13 protein-coding genes are annotated in these 14,863 nt (G+C 65.9%); 11 read left to right on the top strand and 2 right to left on the bottom strand.

The window, feature by feature from the left end; translation table 11 throughout:
* Window positions 1-15 precede the first annotated feature (15 nt).
* Window positions 16-591 carry a TetR/AcrR family transcriptional regulator gene (locus HYH07_RS24375; protein WP_220004884.1) on the bottom strand — a complete coding sequence of 192 codons (576 nt, stop codon included), beginning with the start codon at window positions 589-591 and terminating at the stop codon, window positions 16-18.
* A 147-nt stretch (window positions 592-738) separates the two neighbouring features.
* On the opposite strand from HYH07_RS24375, the gene HYH07_RS24370 reads away from it, so the two are divergent.
* The 10 genes from HYH07_RS24370 to HYH07_RS24325 all read left to right on the top strand — a co-directional run bounded on the left by HYH07_RS24370 (window position 739) and on the right by HYH07_RS24325 (window position 11,390).
* The gene (locus tag HYH07_RS24370) at window positions 739-2,181 is read left to right on the top strand and encodes an MATE family efflux transporter (protein ID WP_220004883.1); all 1,443 of its coding nucleotides are present in this window, start codon (window positions 739-741) and stop codon (window positions 2,179-2,181) included.
* 145 nt (window positions 2,182-2,326) lie between these two features.
* The gene (locus tag HYH07_RS24365) at window positions 2,327-3,121 is read left to right on the top strand and encodes a MetQ/NlpA family ABC transporter substrate-binding protein (protein WP_220004882.1); all 795 of its coding nucleotides are present in this window, start codon (window positions 2,327-2,329) and stop codon (window positions 3,119-3,121) included.
* Window positions 3,122-3,248: 127 nt separating this feature from the next.
* Window positions 3,249-4,283 carry a putative FMN-dependent luciferase-like monooxygenase gene (locus HYH07_RS24360; RefSeq protein WP_220004881.1) on the top strand — a complete coding sequence of 345 codons (1,035 nt, stop codon included), beginning with the start codon at window positions 3,249-3,251 and terminating at the stop codon, window positions 4,281-4,283.
* A 32-nt stretch (window positions 4,284-4,315) separates the two neighbouring features.
* Window positions 4,316-4,915: a CMD domain protein gene (locus tag HYH07_RS24355; protein ID WP_220004880.1), complete on the top strand. Its 600-nt coding sequence runs from the start codon at window positions 4,316-4,318 to the stop codon at window positions 4,913-4,915.
* 15 nt (window positions 4,916-4,930) lie between these two features.
* Window positions 4,931-5,509 (top strand): alkylhydroperoxidase domain protein, encoded by a 579-nt coding sequence (locus HYH07_RS24350; RefSeq protein WP_220004879.1) that lies wholly within the window; start codon window positions 4,931-4,933, stop codon window positions 5,507-5,509.
* Window positions 5,510-5,585: 76 nt separating this feature from the next.
* Window positions 5,586-6,737: an ABC transporter substrate-binding protein gene (locus HYH07_RS24345; RefSeq protein ID WP_220004878.1), complete on the top strand. Its 1,152-nt coding sequence runs from the start codon at window positions 5,586-5,588 to the stop codon at window positions 6,735-6,737.
* A gap of 54 nt (window positions 6,738-6,791) precedes the next feature.
* The gene (locus tag HYH07_RS24340) at window positions 6,792-8,615 is read left to right on the top strand and encodes an ABC transporter permease (protein WP_220004877.1); all 1,824 of its coding nucleotides are present in this window, start codon (window positions 6,792-6,794) and stop codon (window positions 8,613-8,615) included.
* Window positions 8,615-9,463: an ABC transporter ATP-binding protein gene (locus HYH07_RS24335; RefSeq protein ID WP_220004876.1), complete on the top strand. Its 849-nt coding sequence runs from the start codon at window positions 8,615-8,617 to the stop codon at window positions 9,461-9,463. Before HYH07_RS24340 ends, HYH07_RS24335 begins: the two co-directional genes overlap by 1 nt.
* Window positions 9,460-10,200 carry an ABC transporter ATP-binding protein gene (locus tag HYH07_RS24330; protein WP_220004875.1) on the top strand — a complete coding sequence of 247 codons (741 nt, stop codon included), beginning with the start codon at window positions 9,460-9,462 and terminating at the stop codon, window positions 10,198-10,200. The genes HYH07_RS24335 and HYH07_RS24330 overlap by 4 nt, the downstream gene beginning before the upstream one ends.
* Before the next feature lie 209 nt (window positions 10,201-10,409).
* Window positions 10,410-11,390 carry a HoxN/HupN/NixA family nickel/cobalt transporter gene (locus tag HYH07_RS24325; protein WP_220004929.1) on the top strand — a complete coding sequence of 327 codons (981 nt, stop codon included), beginning with the start codon at window positions 10,410-10,412 and terminating at the stop codon, window positions 11,388-11,390.
* 5 nt (window positions 11,391-11,395) lie between these two features.
* On the opposite strand, the gene HYH07_RS24320 is transcribed toward HYH07_RS24325, so the two are convergent.
* Window positions 11,396-12,907, bottom strand: coding sequence for an ATP-binding protein (locus HYH07_RS24320; RefSeq protein WP_220004874.1), 1,512 nt, complete (start codon window positions 12,905-12,907; stop codon window positions 11,396-11,398).
* A 357-nt stretch (window positions 12,908-13,264) separates the two neighbouring features.
* Between HYH07_RS24320 and HYH07_RS24315 the strand changes: the two genes are divergently transcribed.
* Window positions 13,265-14,329 carry a ketopantoate reductase family protein gene (locus tag HYH07_RS24315; protein ID WP_220004873.1) on the top strand — a complete coding sequence of 355 codons (1,065 nt, stop codon included), beginning with the start codon at window positions 13,265-13,267 and terminating at the stop codon, window positions 14,327-14,329.
* Window positions 14,330-14,863: the final 534 nt, after the last annotated feature.

The raw sequence follows: 14,863 nt of genomic DNA, 5'->3' as shown, positions 1-14,863 counted from the left end.
GGACGTGCGACCGCGTCAGCGCGCGTTCGCGATTGTCAGCGCGGCGTCCACCGCATTCTCCAGGATCTCGTCGGACAATTGCCTGTCGTTGACGGCGCGCGACAATTGCAGCGCGCCGACCATGGTCGAATAGATCATGATCGCCTTGCGCCGCCGCTCTTCTGCGGTGCCATGCCTGATCTGCTTCGCCATCAGCCCGACGAGGTCGGAGACCTTGCCGGTAAAGGCATCGCGCGTTGCCTTGGGGTGCCGCGCGATTTCGGCGACCAGCGCGGCGGTCGGGCAGCCCGTGCCGGCGTGGTCGCGGTGACGTGTCGAGAGATAATCGCGGATCACGGTTTCGACCGCGACGCCATTCTCGAGATTGGCCTTGTGCCGCTCCTCGCGACGGATGAGGGCATCGGTCAGCACCTCCCGCACCAGCTCCTCCTTGGAGGCGAAGTGGGTGTAGAAGGCGCCGTTGGTCAGGCCGGCCTCCGACATGATGCCGGCGAGCCCAACCGCGGCGATCCCGCTCTCGCGGAACTGCGCCGAGGCGACATCGAGGATGTGCCGGCGGGTCTCGTCCTTGTGTCCCTTGTCGTAGCGCATGGACCTCAGCTCCCTCCCGACGTCCGCCCAAAGACACGGCCACGGGATCGTGAGCGATTCTCTATTGCATTACGATCATAATAATACATTATGGTCATAATGCAATGGCTGCCGTCGGGAGCCCCGGAACAGAACAGGACCTGAGCAATGTCAGTCGAGGACGTCGCCGCGCAGCCCTTGTCCGCCCTTGAGGCCCCTGTGCGCAGCGCGGCAGCGCCTCGACCCGTGGCGACGACCGCCGACCAGCGCCGTGCCGCGCTTCTGACCGCGCCGATCCTGCCGACGCTGCTCAAGCTCGCCGCGCCGACCGTGACCGTGCTGGTGGCGCAAACCGCGGTAAATATCGCCGAGGCCTATTATGTCGGTTATCTCGGCACCGATGCGCTGGCGGGTGCCGCGCTGGTGTTCCCGATCTTCATGCTGATGACCATGATGTCGAATGGCGGGTTCGGCTCCGGCGTCGCCTCGTCGGTGGCACGCGCGGTCGGCGCCGGCCGTCGCGACGACGCCGACGCGGCGCTGTTCCACGCGGTCGTGCTTGCGATCATTGCTGGAGGGGTGTTCACGCTTGGCGTGCACTTCGGCGGCCCGGCGCTGTTCCGAACGCTCGGCGGCCGCGACGGCGCGCTCGATGCCGCCGTCACCTATTCCAGCTATCTGTTTGCCGGAGCGATTCCTGTGTGGATCGTCAACCTCCAGGCCGCCGCGCTACGCGGCTCCGGTAACGTCAAGGTGCCTGCGCTGGTGACGCTGATCGGCGCCATCGTGACCATTCCGGTCTCGCCGCTGCTGATCTTCGGCTTCGGCCCGGTGCCGAGCCTCGGCATCGGCGGCGCCGGCATCGCCTTCGGTCTCTATTACGGCGCGGCGATGCTGTTCCTGCTGCGCTACATGTCCTCGGGCGCCTCCGGGCTGCGGCTGCACGTCGTGCCGCTGCGCGCGAAGATCTTTGGCGACATGCTCAAGGTCGGCATTCCCACCGCCTTCAATGCCGTGCTGACCAACCTCACCGTCATCCTCGTCACCGGCGCGGTCGGCCTGTTCGGCACCTCCGCGCTTGCCGGCTACGGCATCGCCTCGCGGCTCGACTACATCATGATCCCGCTGCTGTTCGGCCTCAGCACCGCGACGCTGACCATGGTCGGCGTCAACATGGGCGCGGGCCAGATTGCGCGAGCGCAACGGATCGGCTGGGTCAGCGGCGCCGCGGGCATGATCATGACCGGCTCGATCGGCCTGATGGTCGCGATTGTTCCGACCGCTTGGTTGCATCTGTTCAGCCATGACGCCGGCGTCGTGGGCGAAGGCATGACCTATCTGCGCATCGTCGCGCCGGCCTATTCGGCGCTGGGATTCGGCTTTGTCGCCTCGTTCGCGGTGCAGGGCACCGGCCGGGCGCTCGGTCCACTCGCCGGCTCGTTTGTGCGCATCCTGATTGCGGCCGGTGGCGGCTGGATCGCGGTGGCAAGCTTCGGCGTGGAAATGGCAGGGCTTGCCATCATGGTCACGGTATCGCTTGTCGCCTACGCCGCGATCTGCGTGTGGATCATGCTGTCGCCGTCGACCTGGCGTGCCGAGCCGCGCGCCTAGGAAGGCTTGCACCAGCCCCAATTTGCGTTCATTTCCCATTTGCCGGCGAACGGAGAAGTGTTGCCCGTCGTCGGCGGTCAATATGGATATTCATTTCATTGATTTCGTCTGGCGGAGAAGCGAATACGGTTCCCATCGATAAGTTATGGAGACCAAGATGTCGCTTCGCCCCACCCTGATCCTCGCTACCGTGCTCGCCGCGTGGACGGCAGCAAGCTCAGCCGAGACCATCAAGATCGGCGTGACGCCGGGTCCGCATGCGCAGATTCTAGAGGCGGTAAAGCCGATCGCCGCCAAGCAGGGCCTCGACATCCAGCTCATCGAGTTCTCTGATTACGTGGTGCCGAACGCCGCGCTCGATGCCGGCGAGATCCAGGCCAATTCGTTCCAGAACCAGCCTTACCTGGACAACCAGAAGGCCGATCGCGGCTACAAGATCGAGGCGGTTGGCCTCACCGTGAACTTCCCGATCGGCGTCTACTCCAAGAAGCACAAGGCCTTCGCTGACATTCCCGACGGCGGCAAGGTCTCGATCCCCAACGATCCGACCAATGGCGGCCGCGTCCTGCTGCTGTTGCGCGACAAGGGCGTGATCAAGCTGAAGGACGGTGTCGGCTTCAAGCCGACCGTGCTCGATATCACCGAGAATCCGAAGAAGCTGAAATTCATCGAGGTCGACGCGGCGCAGGCGCCGCGCGCGCTCGATGATGTCGACGCCGCCGCGATCAACACCAATTATGCAACCCAGGCGGGCTTGGATCCGGTCAAGGATCCGATTCTGCGCGAGGACCCCAAGGGTCCCTACGTCAACCTGATCGCAGTGCGCAGCGCCGACAAGGACAAGCCCTGGGTCAAGATCCTGGTCGACAGCTATCACACGCCCGAGGTGAAGGAGTTCGTCCTCACCAAGTTCAAGGGCGCGGTGCTGCCGAGCTGGTAGGCAGCCTGCTTAGCCAAAGGTCTGGCGCAGGGGTGCGATCCCGGCGGGCAGCCTTGCGCTTTGCCCGCTTGTCTCCAGCGCCGGCAACCGACATCATCGGGATCCATCCTCGCCCGACAGGGGTCGTATGAAACGTCTTGCAAATCTGAAACGCCTGGGATTCTTCACGCGACTGCTCGATGAGGCCCCGCCGGCCGAGCGCTATCGCTTCGCCGCCGAGCAGATCGTACGCGCCGAGAAGGCCGGTCTCGATTCCGCGTGGATCGCGCAGCACCATTTTCACGAGCGCGAGGGCGGCCTGCCGTCGCCCTTCACCTTCCTCGGCTATATCGCCGCCCAGACCTCGCGCATCCGCCTCGGCACCGGCATCGTCACCCTGCCGCTGGAGAGCGCGGTGCGGGTGGCGGAGGACGCCGCAGTGCTCGATCTGCTCTGCAACGGCCGCTTCGAGCTCGGGGTCGGCACCGGCGGGAACCCGTCGGCCTTTGCCGCCTTCGGCCTCGACGGCGCCCAGCGCAACGAGATCTTTGCGCGCAATCTCGAGGTGGTCCGCACGGCGCTGACCGGCAAGCCGCTCGAGGGCGGCGACACGCTCTACCCGCAGCGGCCGCAACTGGACAAGCGCATCTGGCAAGCGACCTTCTCGGTCGCCGGCGGGGCCCGCGCCGGCAAGGCCGGCGACGGCCTCTTGCTGTCGCGCACCCAGCCGCGGGCCAAGGACGCGCCAAACGCGACGCTGGCCGAGATCCAGAACCCGATCATCGACGCCTATCTCGCAGCGCTGCCGCCGGGCACTGAACCGCGCATCATGGCCTCGCGCAGCATGTTCGTCGCCGACGATCATCGCGAGGCAATGCGGCTCGCCGATATCGGTCTGCGCCGCGCGCTGCCGCAATTCATGAAAAGCGGGCATCTTCCCCCCGGCGAGACGCTGGGGGAGATGATCGCGGCGTTCGACACCCATGTCGGTGGCGCCGATGAGGTGATCGCTTCGCTACGTACCGATGCGACGCTGGAGCGGATCACCGACCTCGTCTTCCAGGTCCATTCCGTCGATGCGCCGCACCCCTACGTGCTGCGCTCGATCGAGCTCGTGGCCGACAAGGTCGCGCCGGCGCTGGGTTGGACCAGGACCGCGCCCGAAGTAGCCCTGGCCGGCTAGTCGGGCTTTGATGGATTTCACGAGGCTTCATGATGAGTACGCCTGATATCATCGACACGCTCGCCGGGATCAAGCCGGGATCGGCGCTGGATGCCATCCGCGCCAAGCGCCTGCAAGCGCGCGAGAACGCGCAGAAGAGCTATCTCTCCCTGTTCGAACCGATCGACGCCGGCGAATTCTCGCTGCTCGAACGCACCGCGATCGCGGCCTTCGTGACCGGGCTCCATGGCGAGTCCCCGGTTGCCAGCTTCTATCGTGACAAGCTTGCGGCGACCGCCGGCGGCGCGGCTCTGGTCAAGACCATCGACACCGAGATCGCGCGGGGCAAGACCTCGGGGCCGTATGGCTCGTTTCCGGCGGGCCCGCTGTCGGTCGAGAATACGGCAGGCTTGATTTATCGCGTTGACGCGGCGAGCAAGTCCGCGCTCGGTCCCCGGCTCGTCGCGGCGCTCGAACATGCGCATCTTTTGGTGTTCCGGCCGCGCGATGCGGCGGCCGCCGACATGAAGGCGCTGCAGGCGGCCGGCTGGTCGACCTCCGGCATCGTCACCTTCTCCCAACTCGTCGCGTTCCTGTCGTTTCAGGTGCGCGTCGTCAGCGGCTTGCGCACGCTTGCAGCAGTGAACGCATAAGAGGAGGCCACTATCATGAGCGCCACCGTCAATCCGCCCAATGTCTTCACCCAGGATGAGCTCGGCTGGGTCTCCTGGATCGAGCCGCTGCCCGAGGCCGAGCTCACCGAGCGGCACTATGCCGGTCTCGTCGACCGCGCCCGCGCCAAGTCGGAATACTTTCGTCTCCTGGTGCGCGACCCCGAAGTGCTGGAAGCCCGCACCAAGACCGACAAGGACATCTTCTACAACGTCGCCGACGGCCTGCCGCGCGCCGAGCGCGAGCTCGCGGCGGCTGCGACCTCGCGCTACAATGGCTGCATCTATTGCGCCTCGGTGCATGCGCGCTTCGCCAGCACCTATTCCAAGCGCCGTGACGACGTGCAGAAGCTGCTCGATGAAGGCGTCAAGGCCGATCTCGGCGAGCGCTGGAACGCCGTGGTCAAGGCCTCGGTGGCGCTGGCGTCGACGCCGATCGCGTTCGGCCCCGACAACGTTAGGGAGCTGCGCAGTGCGGGTCTCGACGATGCCGAGATCGTCGACGTCATCAACGGCGCCTCGTTCTTCAACTGGGCCAACCGGCTGATGCTGTCGCTCGGCGAGCCCTCGAAATAGGCAATCTCACCGGCACAAGACTTGCTGCTTGTTTGTAACACCAGAGCTTTCAACACCTGACTGGATGGAGCCGCACATGAGCAACATCAATCGCCGAACCCTGGTCAAAAGCTCGCTCGCCATGATGGCGGGCGCCGCCTTCTCGCGCGCAGCCTTCGCGGACGCCGATCCGATCCTGCTCGGCGTCAGCGGTCCGCTGACGGGGCCGAATGCACAATATGGCACGCAATGGAAGCAGGGCTTCGATCTCGCGCTGGACGAGATCACGGGCGCCGGCGGCATCAACGGCCGCAAGCTTGCCTATACCTTCGAGGACAGCCAGAGCGATCCGCGCCAGTCGGTGGCGATCGCGCAGAAGTTCGTGTCCGATCCCCGCATCGTGCTTGAGCTCGGCGATTTCTCCAGCCCCGCCTCGATGGCGGCCTCGCCGATCTATCAGCGCGGCGGCCTCGTGCAGTTCGGCTTCACCAATTCGCATCCCGACTTCACCAAGGGCGGCGACTTCATGTGGAGCACGTCGGTCAGCCAGGCCGACGAGCAGCCGCTGCTGGCGCGCTATGCGGTGAAGAGCCTCGGGCTGAAGAAGCTTGCGGTGCTGCATCTCAACACCGATTGGGGCCGCACCAGCCGCGACTATTTCAACAACGCCGCCAAGGAATATGGCGCGGAGATCGTCGTCACCGAAGGCTATATCGCCGAGGAGCGCGACTTCCGCTCCACGCTGGTGCGGGTGCGCGATGCCAATCCGGACGGCCTGGTGCTGATCTCCTATTATTCCGATGGTGCGCTGATCGCGCGCCAGGCGCGTCAGGTCGGGCTGAAGCAGGTGATCTGCGCCGCCAGCTCCGTCTACTCGCCGAAATTCCTGGAGCTTGGCGGCGACGCCGTCGAGGACGTCCATGTCGGCACACGCTATTTCCCGGAGGACAAGCGGCCCGAGGTGCAAAACTTCATTGCCGGCTTCAAGAAAAAGTACAACGGTCAGGAGCCCGACGCGTTCAACGCCTACGCCTATGATGCGATGAACATGGCGGCCGCGGTGATCAGGATCGGCGGCACCGACCGCAAGGCGATCCGCGATGCCTTCGCCAAGGTCAAGGACGTCCCGAGCGTGATTTTCGGCACCGCGACCTTTGACGTTGCCACCCGTCGCATCAAGGGCGCCATGAACGCCGAGCTGGTCGTGCGCAACGGCAAGTTCGCGCTTTGGGACGGCAAGCCCACCTGACCTGACGGCCCGGAGCTCTCGCTCCGGCCTTTCTCCCTTCATTAGGAACCCTGCGTGTCTTCCTGGCTCGACTACACCATCAACGGGCTGATCGTCGGTAACGTCTACGCCCTCGTTGCAGTCGGGCTCGCGCTGATCTTCGGCGTCAGCCGGCTGATCAACTTTGCGCAGGGCTCGATCTATCTCGTCGGCGCCTATATCGGCTGGGTCGCGGTGGTGCAGCTGCACACGCCGCTGCCGCTGACCATCATCTTCGTCGCGGTGGTGGCGGCGCTGGTCGGGTTGATCATCGAGCGCTTCGGCCTGCGGCCGCTGCAGAACTCGGTGCGGATCGCGCCGCTGCTGGCGACCATCGGCATCAGCTTCGTGCTCGACCAATTGGTCATGCTGACCTTCTCGCCCAATCCGCGCGCGCTGCCGAGCCAATTGCCTGATGTCCGCTTCCAGGTCGGCGGCGGCACGATCGGGCCGCTCGATCTCCTGATTGCCGGCGTCGGCATCTCCAGCGCGCTCTTGCTGTTCGTGTTCCTGCGCTACACCAAGCTCGGCTGGGCGGTGCGTGCCGCCTCGCAGGACCGCGACGCCGCGATGCAGATGGGCGTCGACGTCAACCGCGTCAATCAGACCGTGTTCGGCATCGCGGCCGCGCTCGGCGGCGTCTCCGGCCTCCTGGTCGGCATGTACTACAACCAGATCGACACCGCGATGAGCCTGCAGGCGACGCTGAAGGGCGTCGTCGCTGAAGTCGTCGGCGGTGCCGGCAACGTGCCGGGCGCCGTGGTCGGCAGCATGCTGCTGGGCCTGGTCGAGAGCTACGGCGTCGCCGTATTCGGCACCAGCTATCGCAATCTGTTCGCCTTCCTGCTACTGGTCGTCGTGCTGGTGCTGCGGCCGAATGGCCTGTTTGCCAGCGCCCGGCAGGCGCCGCCCGAGCCGCTCACCGGCACGTTCATTGCGCCGAGCCGACCGTTGCGCATTCCGCGCTGGGCCTTGGCCGTCGCGGTCGCCGCGTTCGCGATCCTGCCGCTGCTGCCGGTGTCGTTCTACGTGCTCCAGACCCTGATCAACGCCTGGCTGCTCGGCATGCTCGCGCTGAGCCTGACGCTGGTCGCCGGCACGATCGGCCAGGTCTCGCTCGGACACGCCGCGCTGCTCGCGATCGGCGCCTATACCTCCGCGCTGCTGTCGCTGACGCTCAACGTCCCGGTCGGCCTTGCCATCATCGCCGGCGGCCTGATGAGCGCCGCGCTCGGCACGATCCTGATCTCGCCGTCATTCCGCTTGCGCGGCCACTACGTCTCGATCGCGACGCTCGCCATCGGCGAGATCGTGTCGCTGGTGATCCTGAACTGGGAAAGCGTCACGCGAGGGCCGATCGGCATTTCCGGCATCCCGCCGCTGTCGCTGTTCGGCTACGATCTGATCAGCCCGGCCTCGGTCTACTGGTTCGCATTCGCCGTCATGGTCGTGCTCGCGTTGCTGCAGGCGCGCCTGCTCGGTTCGCATCTCGGCCGCAGCTTTCGCGCCATTCGCGATGATGACATCGCGGCGCGCGCCTATGGGCTCAGCCTGAACCGCTACAAATCGCTCGCCTTCATCTTCGGCGGCTTCGCCGCCGGCCTCAGCGGCGGCATCGCCGCGCATCTTTACTCCTATATCAACCACGAAACCTTCAACACGCAGCAATCCATCCTGGCGCTGACGGTCGTGATCCTCGGCGGCCTCGGTAATGTCGTCGGTGCCATCGTCGGCGCGGTGGCGCTGGTCGGTATCCCCGAAATGTTCCGCATCGCGGCGGAGTACCGCATCCTGATCTACGGCATCGTGCTGCTGCTGCTCGTGCGATTCAGGCCGCAGGGCCTGTTGGGAACGATCTGATGGTGGAAGCGCACGCACCGCTGTTGTCTCTGCGCGGGCTGACGCGTCGCTTCGGCGGCCTCACCGCCGTTGACGGCATCGATTTCGATCTCGCCAAGGGTGGACTCGTCAGCATCATCGGCCCCAACGGCGCCGGCAAGACCACGCTGTTCAATCTCGTCACCGGGCTCGACCGGCCGGATGCGGGCCAGGTTCGCTTCGAGGGACAGGACATCACCGGCCTCTCGCCGGAGCGGCTCGCCGCGCAGGGCATCGCGCGCACCTTCCAGCTCGGCCGTGTCTTCGGCAATCTCAGCGTGATGGACAACGTCCTGATCGGCGCCCATACGCGCCTGCGTGCGGTGAAGCCGGCCGTGCCTGTGATCGGCCCGTTGCTGGAATTGGGTCTGGCGCTGCTGCGCCCTTCGAGCGTCAGGCAGGAGGAAGAGCGGCTGCGCGAAGAGGTCAAAGCCATCCTCGCCCGCTTCGGCGAGCGCCTGTTGCCGCGGATCAACCAGCCGGCCTATAGCCTGTCTTACGCCAACCGCCGCCGTGTCGAGATCGCGCGTGCGCTCGCGCTCAAGCCGCGCCTGTTGCTGCTGGACGAGCCGACCGCCGGCATGAACCCGAGCGAGACCGCGGAAATGCAGGCCCTCGTCGCCGAGCTGAAAGCAGGGGGGCTGACCATCCTGCTGATCGAGCACAAGCTCGAGATGGTGATGCAGCTCTCCGATCGCGTCATCGTCATGGACGAAGGCAAGAAGATCGCGGAAGGGCCGGGCGAGGTGGTACGCAACGATCCCAAGGTGATCGAGGCCTATCTCGGCCACGGGCTAGCAGGGGCGGCGGAGCAGGAGAGTGCGGCATGACCACGGGCGCAGCCGAACCGCTGCTGGCACTGACTGACGTCAACACGTTCTATGGCCAGGCCCAGGTCCATTTCGACCTGTCAATATCAGTCGGCCGTGGCCACATTGTCTGCCTGCTCGGCGGCAATGCCAGCGGCAAGTCGACGACCATGAAGATCATCCTGGGTCTGGTGAAGCCGCGCTCGGGCGAGGTGACGTTTGACGGCGCCTCCCTGATCGGCCTCAGCACGCCGCAGATTGTCCGCCGCGGCATCGCCTCGGTGCCCGAGGCGCGGCGGCTGTTCGCGGATATGAGCGTGCGCGAGAACATCCTGATGGGCGCCTTCGTGCGCAACGACCGCGACGCCGTGGCGCAGGATCTCGACAATATGCTGACGCTGTTTCCGAAGCTCGGCCAGCGGCTGTCGCAGCGCGCCGGCTCCTTGTCCGGCGGCGAGCAGCAGATGGTGGCGATGGCGCGCGCGCTGATGAGCCGGCCGCGCCTGATCGTGATGGACGAGCCGACCATGGGCTTGTCGCCGCTTTATGTCGACCGCGTGCTGGAATTGATCCGCACCATCAACCAGGACGGCGTCTCGATCTTCATGGTCGAGCAGAACGCCAGCCTCGCCCTCGAGATCGCGCACGAGGCCTATGTGCTCCAGACCGGCAAGATCGTGCTCTCGGGCCCGGCGCGCACGCTGAAGGACGATCCCCGCGTTCGCGACGCCTATCTCGGCGGGTCTGAGGCGGCGTAGGGCGCTATGCCTCTACACCGTCATGGCCGGGCTTGACCCGGCCATCCACGTCTTTCTTTGCGCCAAGAACGTGGATGCCGCTACAAGCCCGGGCATGACGACGTCGTCGGGCTAGTCAGTGTGATCATTTTCTGAAAAGATCATACTGCAACGAGGCGCGCGGCGGGATTAGTTTCGTGACGAAGTCTATGCGGACGATTGAGTCCGGAATGGTGCTGCTGTTCGGCGGGCTCGTCGCCGCCAACATCGCCGCGTGGATCTGGGCTTTCGCGGCGTTCGGTGACCGGCCCGCGGTGATGGCGACGGCGCTGCTCGCCTGGGTGTTCGGCCTGCGCCACGCCGTCGATGCCGACCACATCGCCGCCATCGACAACGTCGTGCGCAAGCAGATGCAGGCGGGCGATACGCCGCGCAGTGTCGGTCTCTATTTCGCGCTCGGCCATTCCACCATCGTCGTGGTCGCAACCATGCTGCTTGCGCTCGGCGTGGTCAGCCTTGGTGGCGACAGCCTGCTCAAGGATATCGGCAGCCTGATCGGCACCTCGGTGTCGGCGCTGTTCCTCCTGCTGATCGCAGCGATCAACCTCGCCATTTTCGCGCGCCTGTGGCGGACGTTTCGCGCCGCGCGCGAGCAGGGCGACCACGACGCCGCAGGTTTGGAGGCGCTGCTCGGCCATCGCGGCTTTCTCGCGCGCCTGCTCGGCCCGATGTTCCGCCTGGTGACGAAGCCCTGGCACATGTTTCCGCTCGGATTGCTGTTCGGTCTCGGCTTCGATACCGCGACCGAGATCGGCCTGCTCAGCATCTCCGCCACCGAAGCGGCACGCGGTGCTTCGCTCGCCGACATCCTGGCTTTCCCCGCGCTGTTCGCATCGGGCATGGCACTGGTCGATACCGCCGATTCCGCGCTGATGGTCAGCGCCTATCGCTGGGCCTTCGTCGATCCCATGCGCAAGCTCTGGTACAACCTCACCATCACAGGCGCCTCCGTCGCGGTCGCGCTGTTGATCGGCGGCATTGAGGCGCTCGGCCTGATCAGCGACCGGCTTGGACTTGACGGCGGCGTGTGGGCGCTGGTCGATAGTCTCAACGCGTCGCTTGCCAATGTCGGCTTCGCGGTGATCGCGCTGTTCGTGATCGCCTGGCTGGTTTCGAGCCTGCTCTACCGCCGCATGTTCGCGGCGGCTTGACGGCGTCAAACCGACGCTGCGCTCGGCATCTGCTCGGCCGGTTGGTCGTCGCCGTGGGGATCACCCGGTGCGGTCGCCCAGGCCAATTCCACCAGCGTCACGATCCTGCGTCCGCCGCCGTCGAGCTGGACCACGATCAAGCCCTGCTCCTCCATATAGCCGAGCAGACGCTGCGCCCGGCGCAGCGAGTGCGAGCCATAGGCGCGGGCGATCGCGGCATCGCCGGGGCAGGGCCAGCCTTCCTTGGCGGCGCGCGCGATCATCATGAACACGCCCTGCATGTCGTCGGGCAGGATCGAGGCGCGCAAGCTCACCTCCTGCCAGGCATCGTCCTCGGCGATGTCGGTGCCGAGCCCGGCGCGCGCATGCGTCAGCATGCGGCGGAATTCGGTGAGGTCAGGCACGGACGCGCCGAGGCCTTCGATGCGGCAGCGAACCACGAATTCCTGATAGAGCACGCCGATGGCGCGGAAGCCGGCATCGGGCGCCGCCAGCACGGCGCGCAGCGTCCGGTCCACGCGCTCGCGCCGTTCGGCGAGCTCCTCGGCGCTGACCGGCACCTTGATCTCTTCGGTGCTGATCTCGGGCGCTGCCGCCTTGGCCGCGCGGAGCTGCTCCAGCAGGTCGGGCGCCGGCCGGCGCTGCGGCCGGCTCGCATCCGGCGGCGGCGCGGCCAGGATCACGGCGCGCGCATCTTCCAGCATAGCTTCGGGCAGCGGCATCAGCCGCGGGGTTGAATTGCGCGGGGATGTTTCGGTCGGGCCGATGTTCAGCCGCAGCGGGCGGCGCGACAGCGCAGGCCCCAGCGCCATGAACTGTCCGCGTTCGAGATCGCGAAACGCTTCCGCCTGCCGCCGCTCCATGCCAAGCAGATCGGCGGCCCGCGCCATGTCGATGTCGAGGAAGGTCCGGCCCATCAGGAAGTTCGAGGCCTCGGCCGCGACGTTCTTGGCGAGCTTGGCCAGGCGCTGCGTCGCGATGATGCCGGCAAGGCCGCGCTTGCGGCCGCGGCACATCAGATTGGTCATGGCGCCGAGCGAGAGCTTTCGCGCTTCGTCCGACACCTCGCCCGCGACCGCCGGTGCAAACAACTGTGCCTCGTCGACCACGACCAGCATCGGGTACCAATGGTCGCGCTCGACGTCGAACAGGCCGCCGAGGAAGGCGGCCGCGCGCCGCATCTGGTTCTCGGCGTCCAGCCCCTCGAGATTGAGCACGGTGGAGACGCGATGCAGCCGGGCGCGTTCGCCGGCGACCTGCAGGCCGCGCTCGGTGTGATCCTCGGCCTCGATCACGAGGTGGCCGAAGCGCTCGGCCAGCGTGACGAAATCGCCTTCGGGGTCGATGATGGCTTGCTGCACCCAGGGCGCGCTCTGCTCCAGGAGGCGCCTGAGCAGATGCGACTTGCCGGAGCCGGAATTGCCCTGCACCAGGAGACGGGTCGCCAAGAGTTCCTCGAGGTCCATGGCCGCCCCGGCGCCCGCCGTGGTCAGCCCCATCTCGATCGCAACCGTCATGTCCCCGACTCAAAGCCCTGTCATTCGCGGCAAGGGCTTATCAACCGAAGCGAGATGCGTCGAGCGAAACAGCCGGGAACACGCCGCGTTGCCCACGGCGGAATTTCTGCTGGGATTTGAAAGCCGTAGGCCTGCGGGCGGGAACGACGGGCGGGATCGGCGCGGCATCCAGATTTCGGCCAAGCCGCAATTAGGTCGAGAATTAACCCGCCGGCCCGGTCCGTGACGGAATATTCCCTCCCTCCTTGTATGCATTATCCCAGTTGCCATCCCCGATCGGTTTGCCTTACATGCTGCAACGCACCCGCTGATCACAGCCGGGGCCCAAAAATCACACAAGATATCGAGGGGACGACCATGGCGCGCAACGTACTGATTTTGGGAGCTTCCTACGGCTCCCTGCTGGGCACCAAGCTCTTGATGGCCGGGCACAACGTGACCCTGGTCTGCCGCGCCAAGACTGCGGAGCTGATCAATCGCGACGGCACCGAGGTCCGCATCAAGCTGCGCGACGAAGCGGTGCACCGCGCCATCTTCTCGCGCGGCCTGCCGGGCAAGCTGGATGCGGTGACGCCGCAGAATGTGGACGTCTCGCGCTATGACCTTGTCGGCCTTGCGATGCAGGAGCCGCAATACACCAACCACACGGTTCGCATGCTCATGGTCAAGATCGCCGCGGCGAAGCTGCCCTGCTTGTCGATCATGAACATGCCGCCGCTGCCTTATCTCAAGCGCATCCCGGCGCTCGCCGATATGGATCTGGAGGAGGCTTACACCAATGCGCAGGTGTGGGAGCGGTTCGAGCCCGGTCTGGTGACGCTGTGCTCGCCCGATCCGCAGGCCTTCCGTCCGCCGGAGGAAGCGGCGAACGTGCTGCATGTCGGCCTGCCCACCAACTTCAAGGCCTCGGCCTTCGCCGACGAGACGCACAACAAGGTGCTGCGCGAGCTCGAGGCCGACATCGATGCGGTCACGCTCGACGGCAAGGACGTGCCGGTGAAGCTGAAAGTGTTCTCATCCCTGTTCGTGCCGCTGGCGAAATGGTCGATGCTGCTCACCGGCAATTACCGCTGCATCACGCCGAACGAACCGCAGTCGATCCGCGACGCCGTGCATGGCGATCTCAAGCGCTCGCAGACGATCTACGACCATGTCGACGCCATCGCCCGTCGCCTCGGCGCCGATCCCGCGGACCAGGTCCCGTTCGCGAAATACGCCAAGGCCGCCGAGAGCCTGCTCAAGCCGTCCTCGGCCGCGCGGGCGGTCGCGAGCGGCGCGCCCTTCATCGAGCGCGTCGACCTGCTGGTGAAGCTGATCTCGCATCAGCTCGGCGCGCCCAATGCCGAGATCGATCGCACGGTGGATACCGTCGACCAGAAGCTGAACGAGAAGATCGTGCAGGGCGGATCGGGCGCGCAGTAGCGGCCACGGACTCTCCCCATCGTCATTCCGGGGCGATGCGCAGCATCGAGCCCGGAATCCATCGGGCCCCAGGTCACGCTGTGAAATGGATTCCGGGCTCGCGCCAAGAAGCGCGCCCCGGAATGACACGGAGAGGCCGGCGTGTGTCGCTCTCTGTCAATCCACGTGCGCAAAAATATTCCACTTTACCGAAATTCGGAAATGTCGTAGGTTTCGCCCATCCCGGCTCATCCTTGAGGGGCGATCGTATGCCGTCACGTTTGCGAGCCGGGGACGCGGTGGACGCGGCAGCGTCGGCACGAGAAGGTGCGGGCAGGGCGGGTAGTCCCTGTGAGCCCGAGACCGCGTGTGGATGAGCGGCGCTGTTCGTTCGTCGTGCCAACATGCTTTCGGTGCGTGTGCACACTGCCGAAAGCCCCTGCGGCACCAAGCGAACGCGCGTACGGCAAAACCGTGTGGTCCCGGCCGTCGTCGCTACGGTCAAGCCTTTGCGGAGGTGTGGAGCGTCCAACCGCAAAGGCGTGTCTGCGATTG

The sequence above is a fragment of the Bradyrhizobium sp. BR 10261 genome (assembly GCF_019455395.1).
GTDB classification, from domain to species: Bacteria; Pseudomonadota; Alphaproteobacteria; order Rhizobiales; family Xanthobacteraceae; genus Bradyrhizobium; species Bradyrhizobium manausense.
This window is presented reverse-complemented; position numbering and strand designations above follow the sequence as displayed.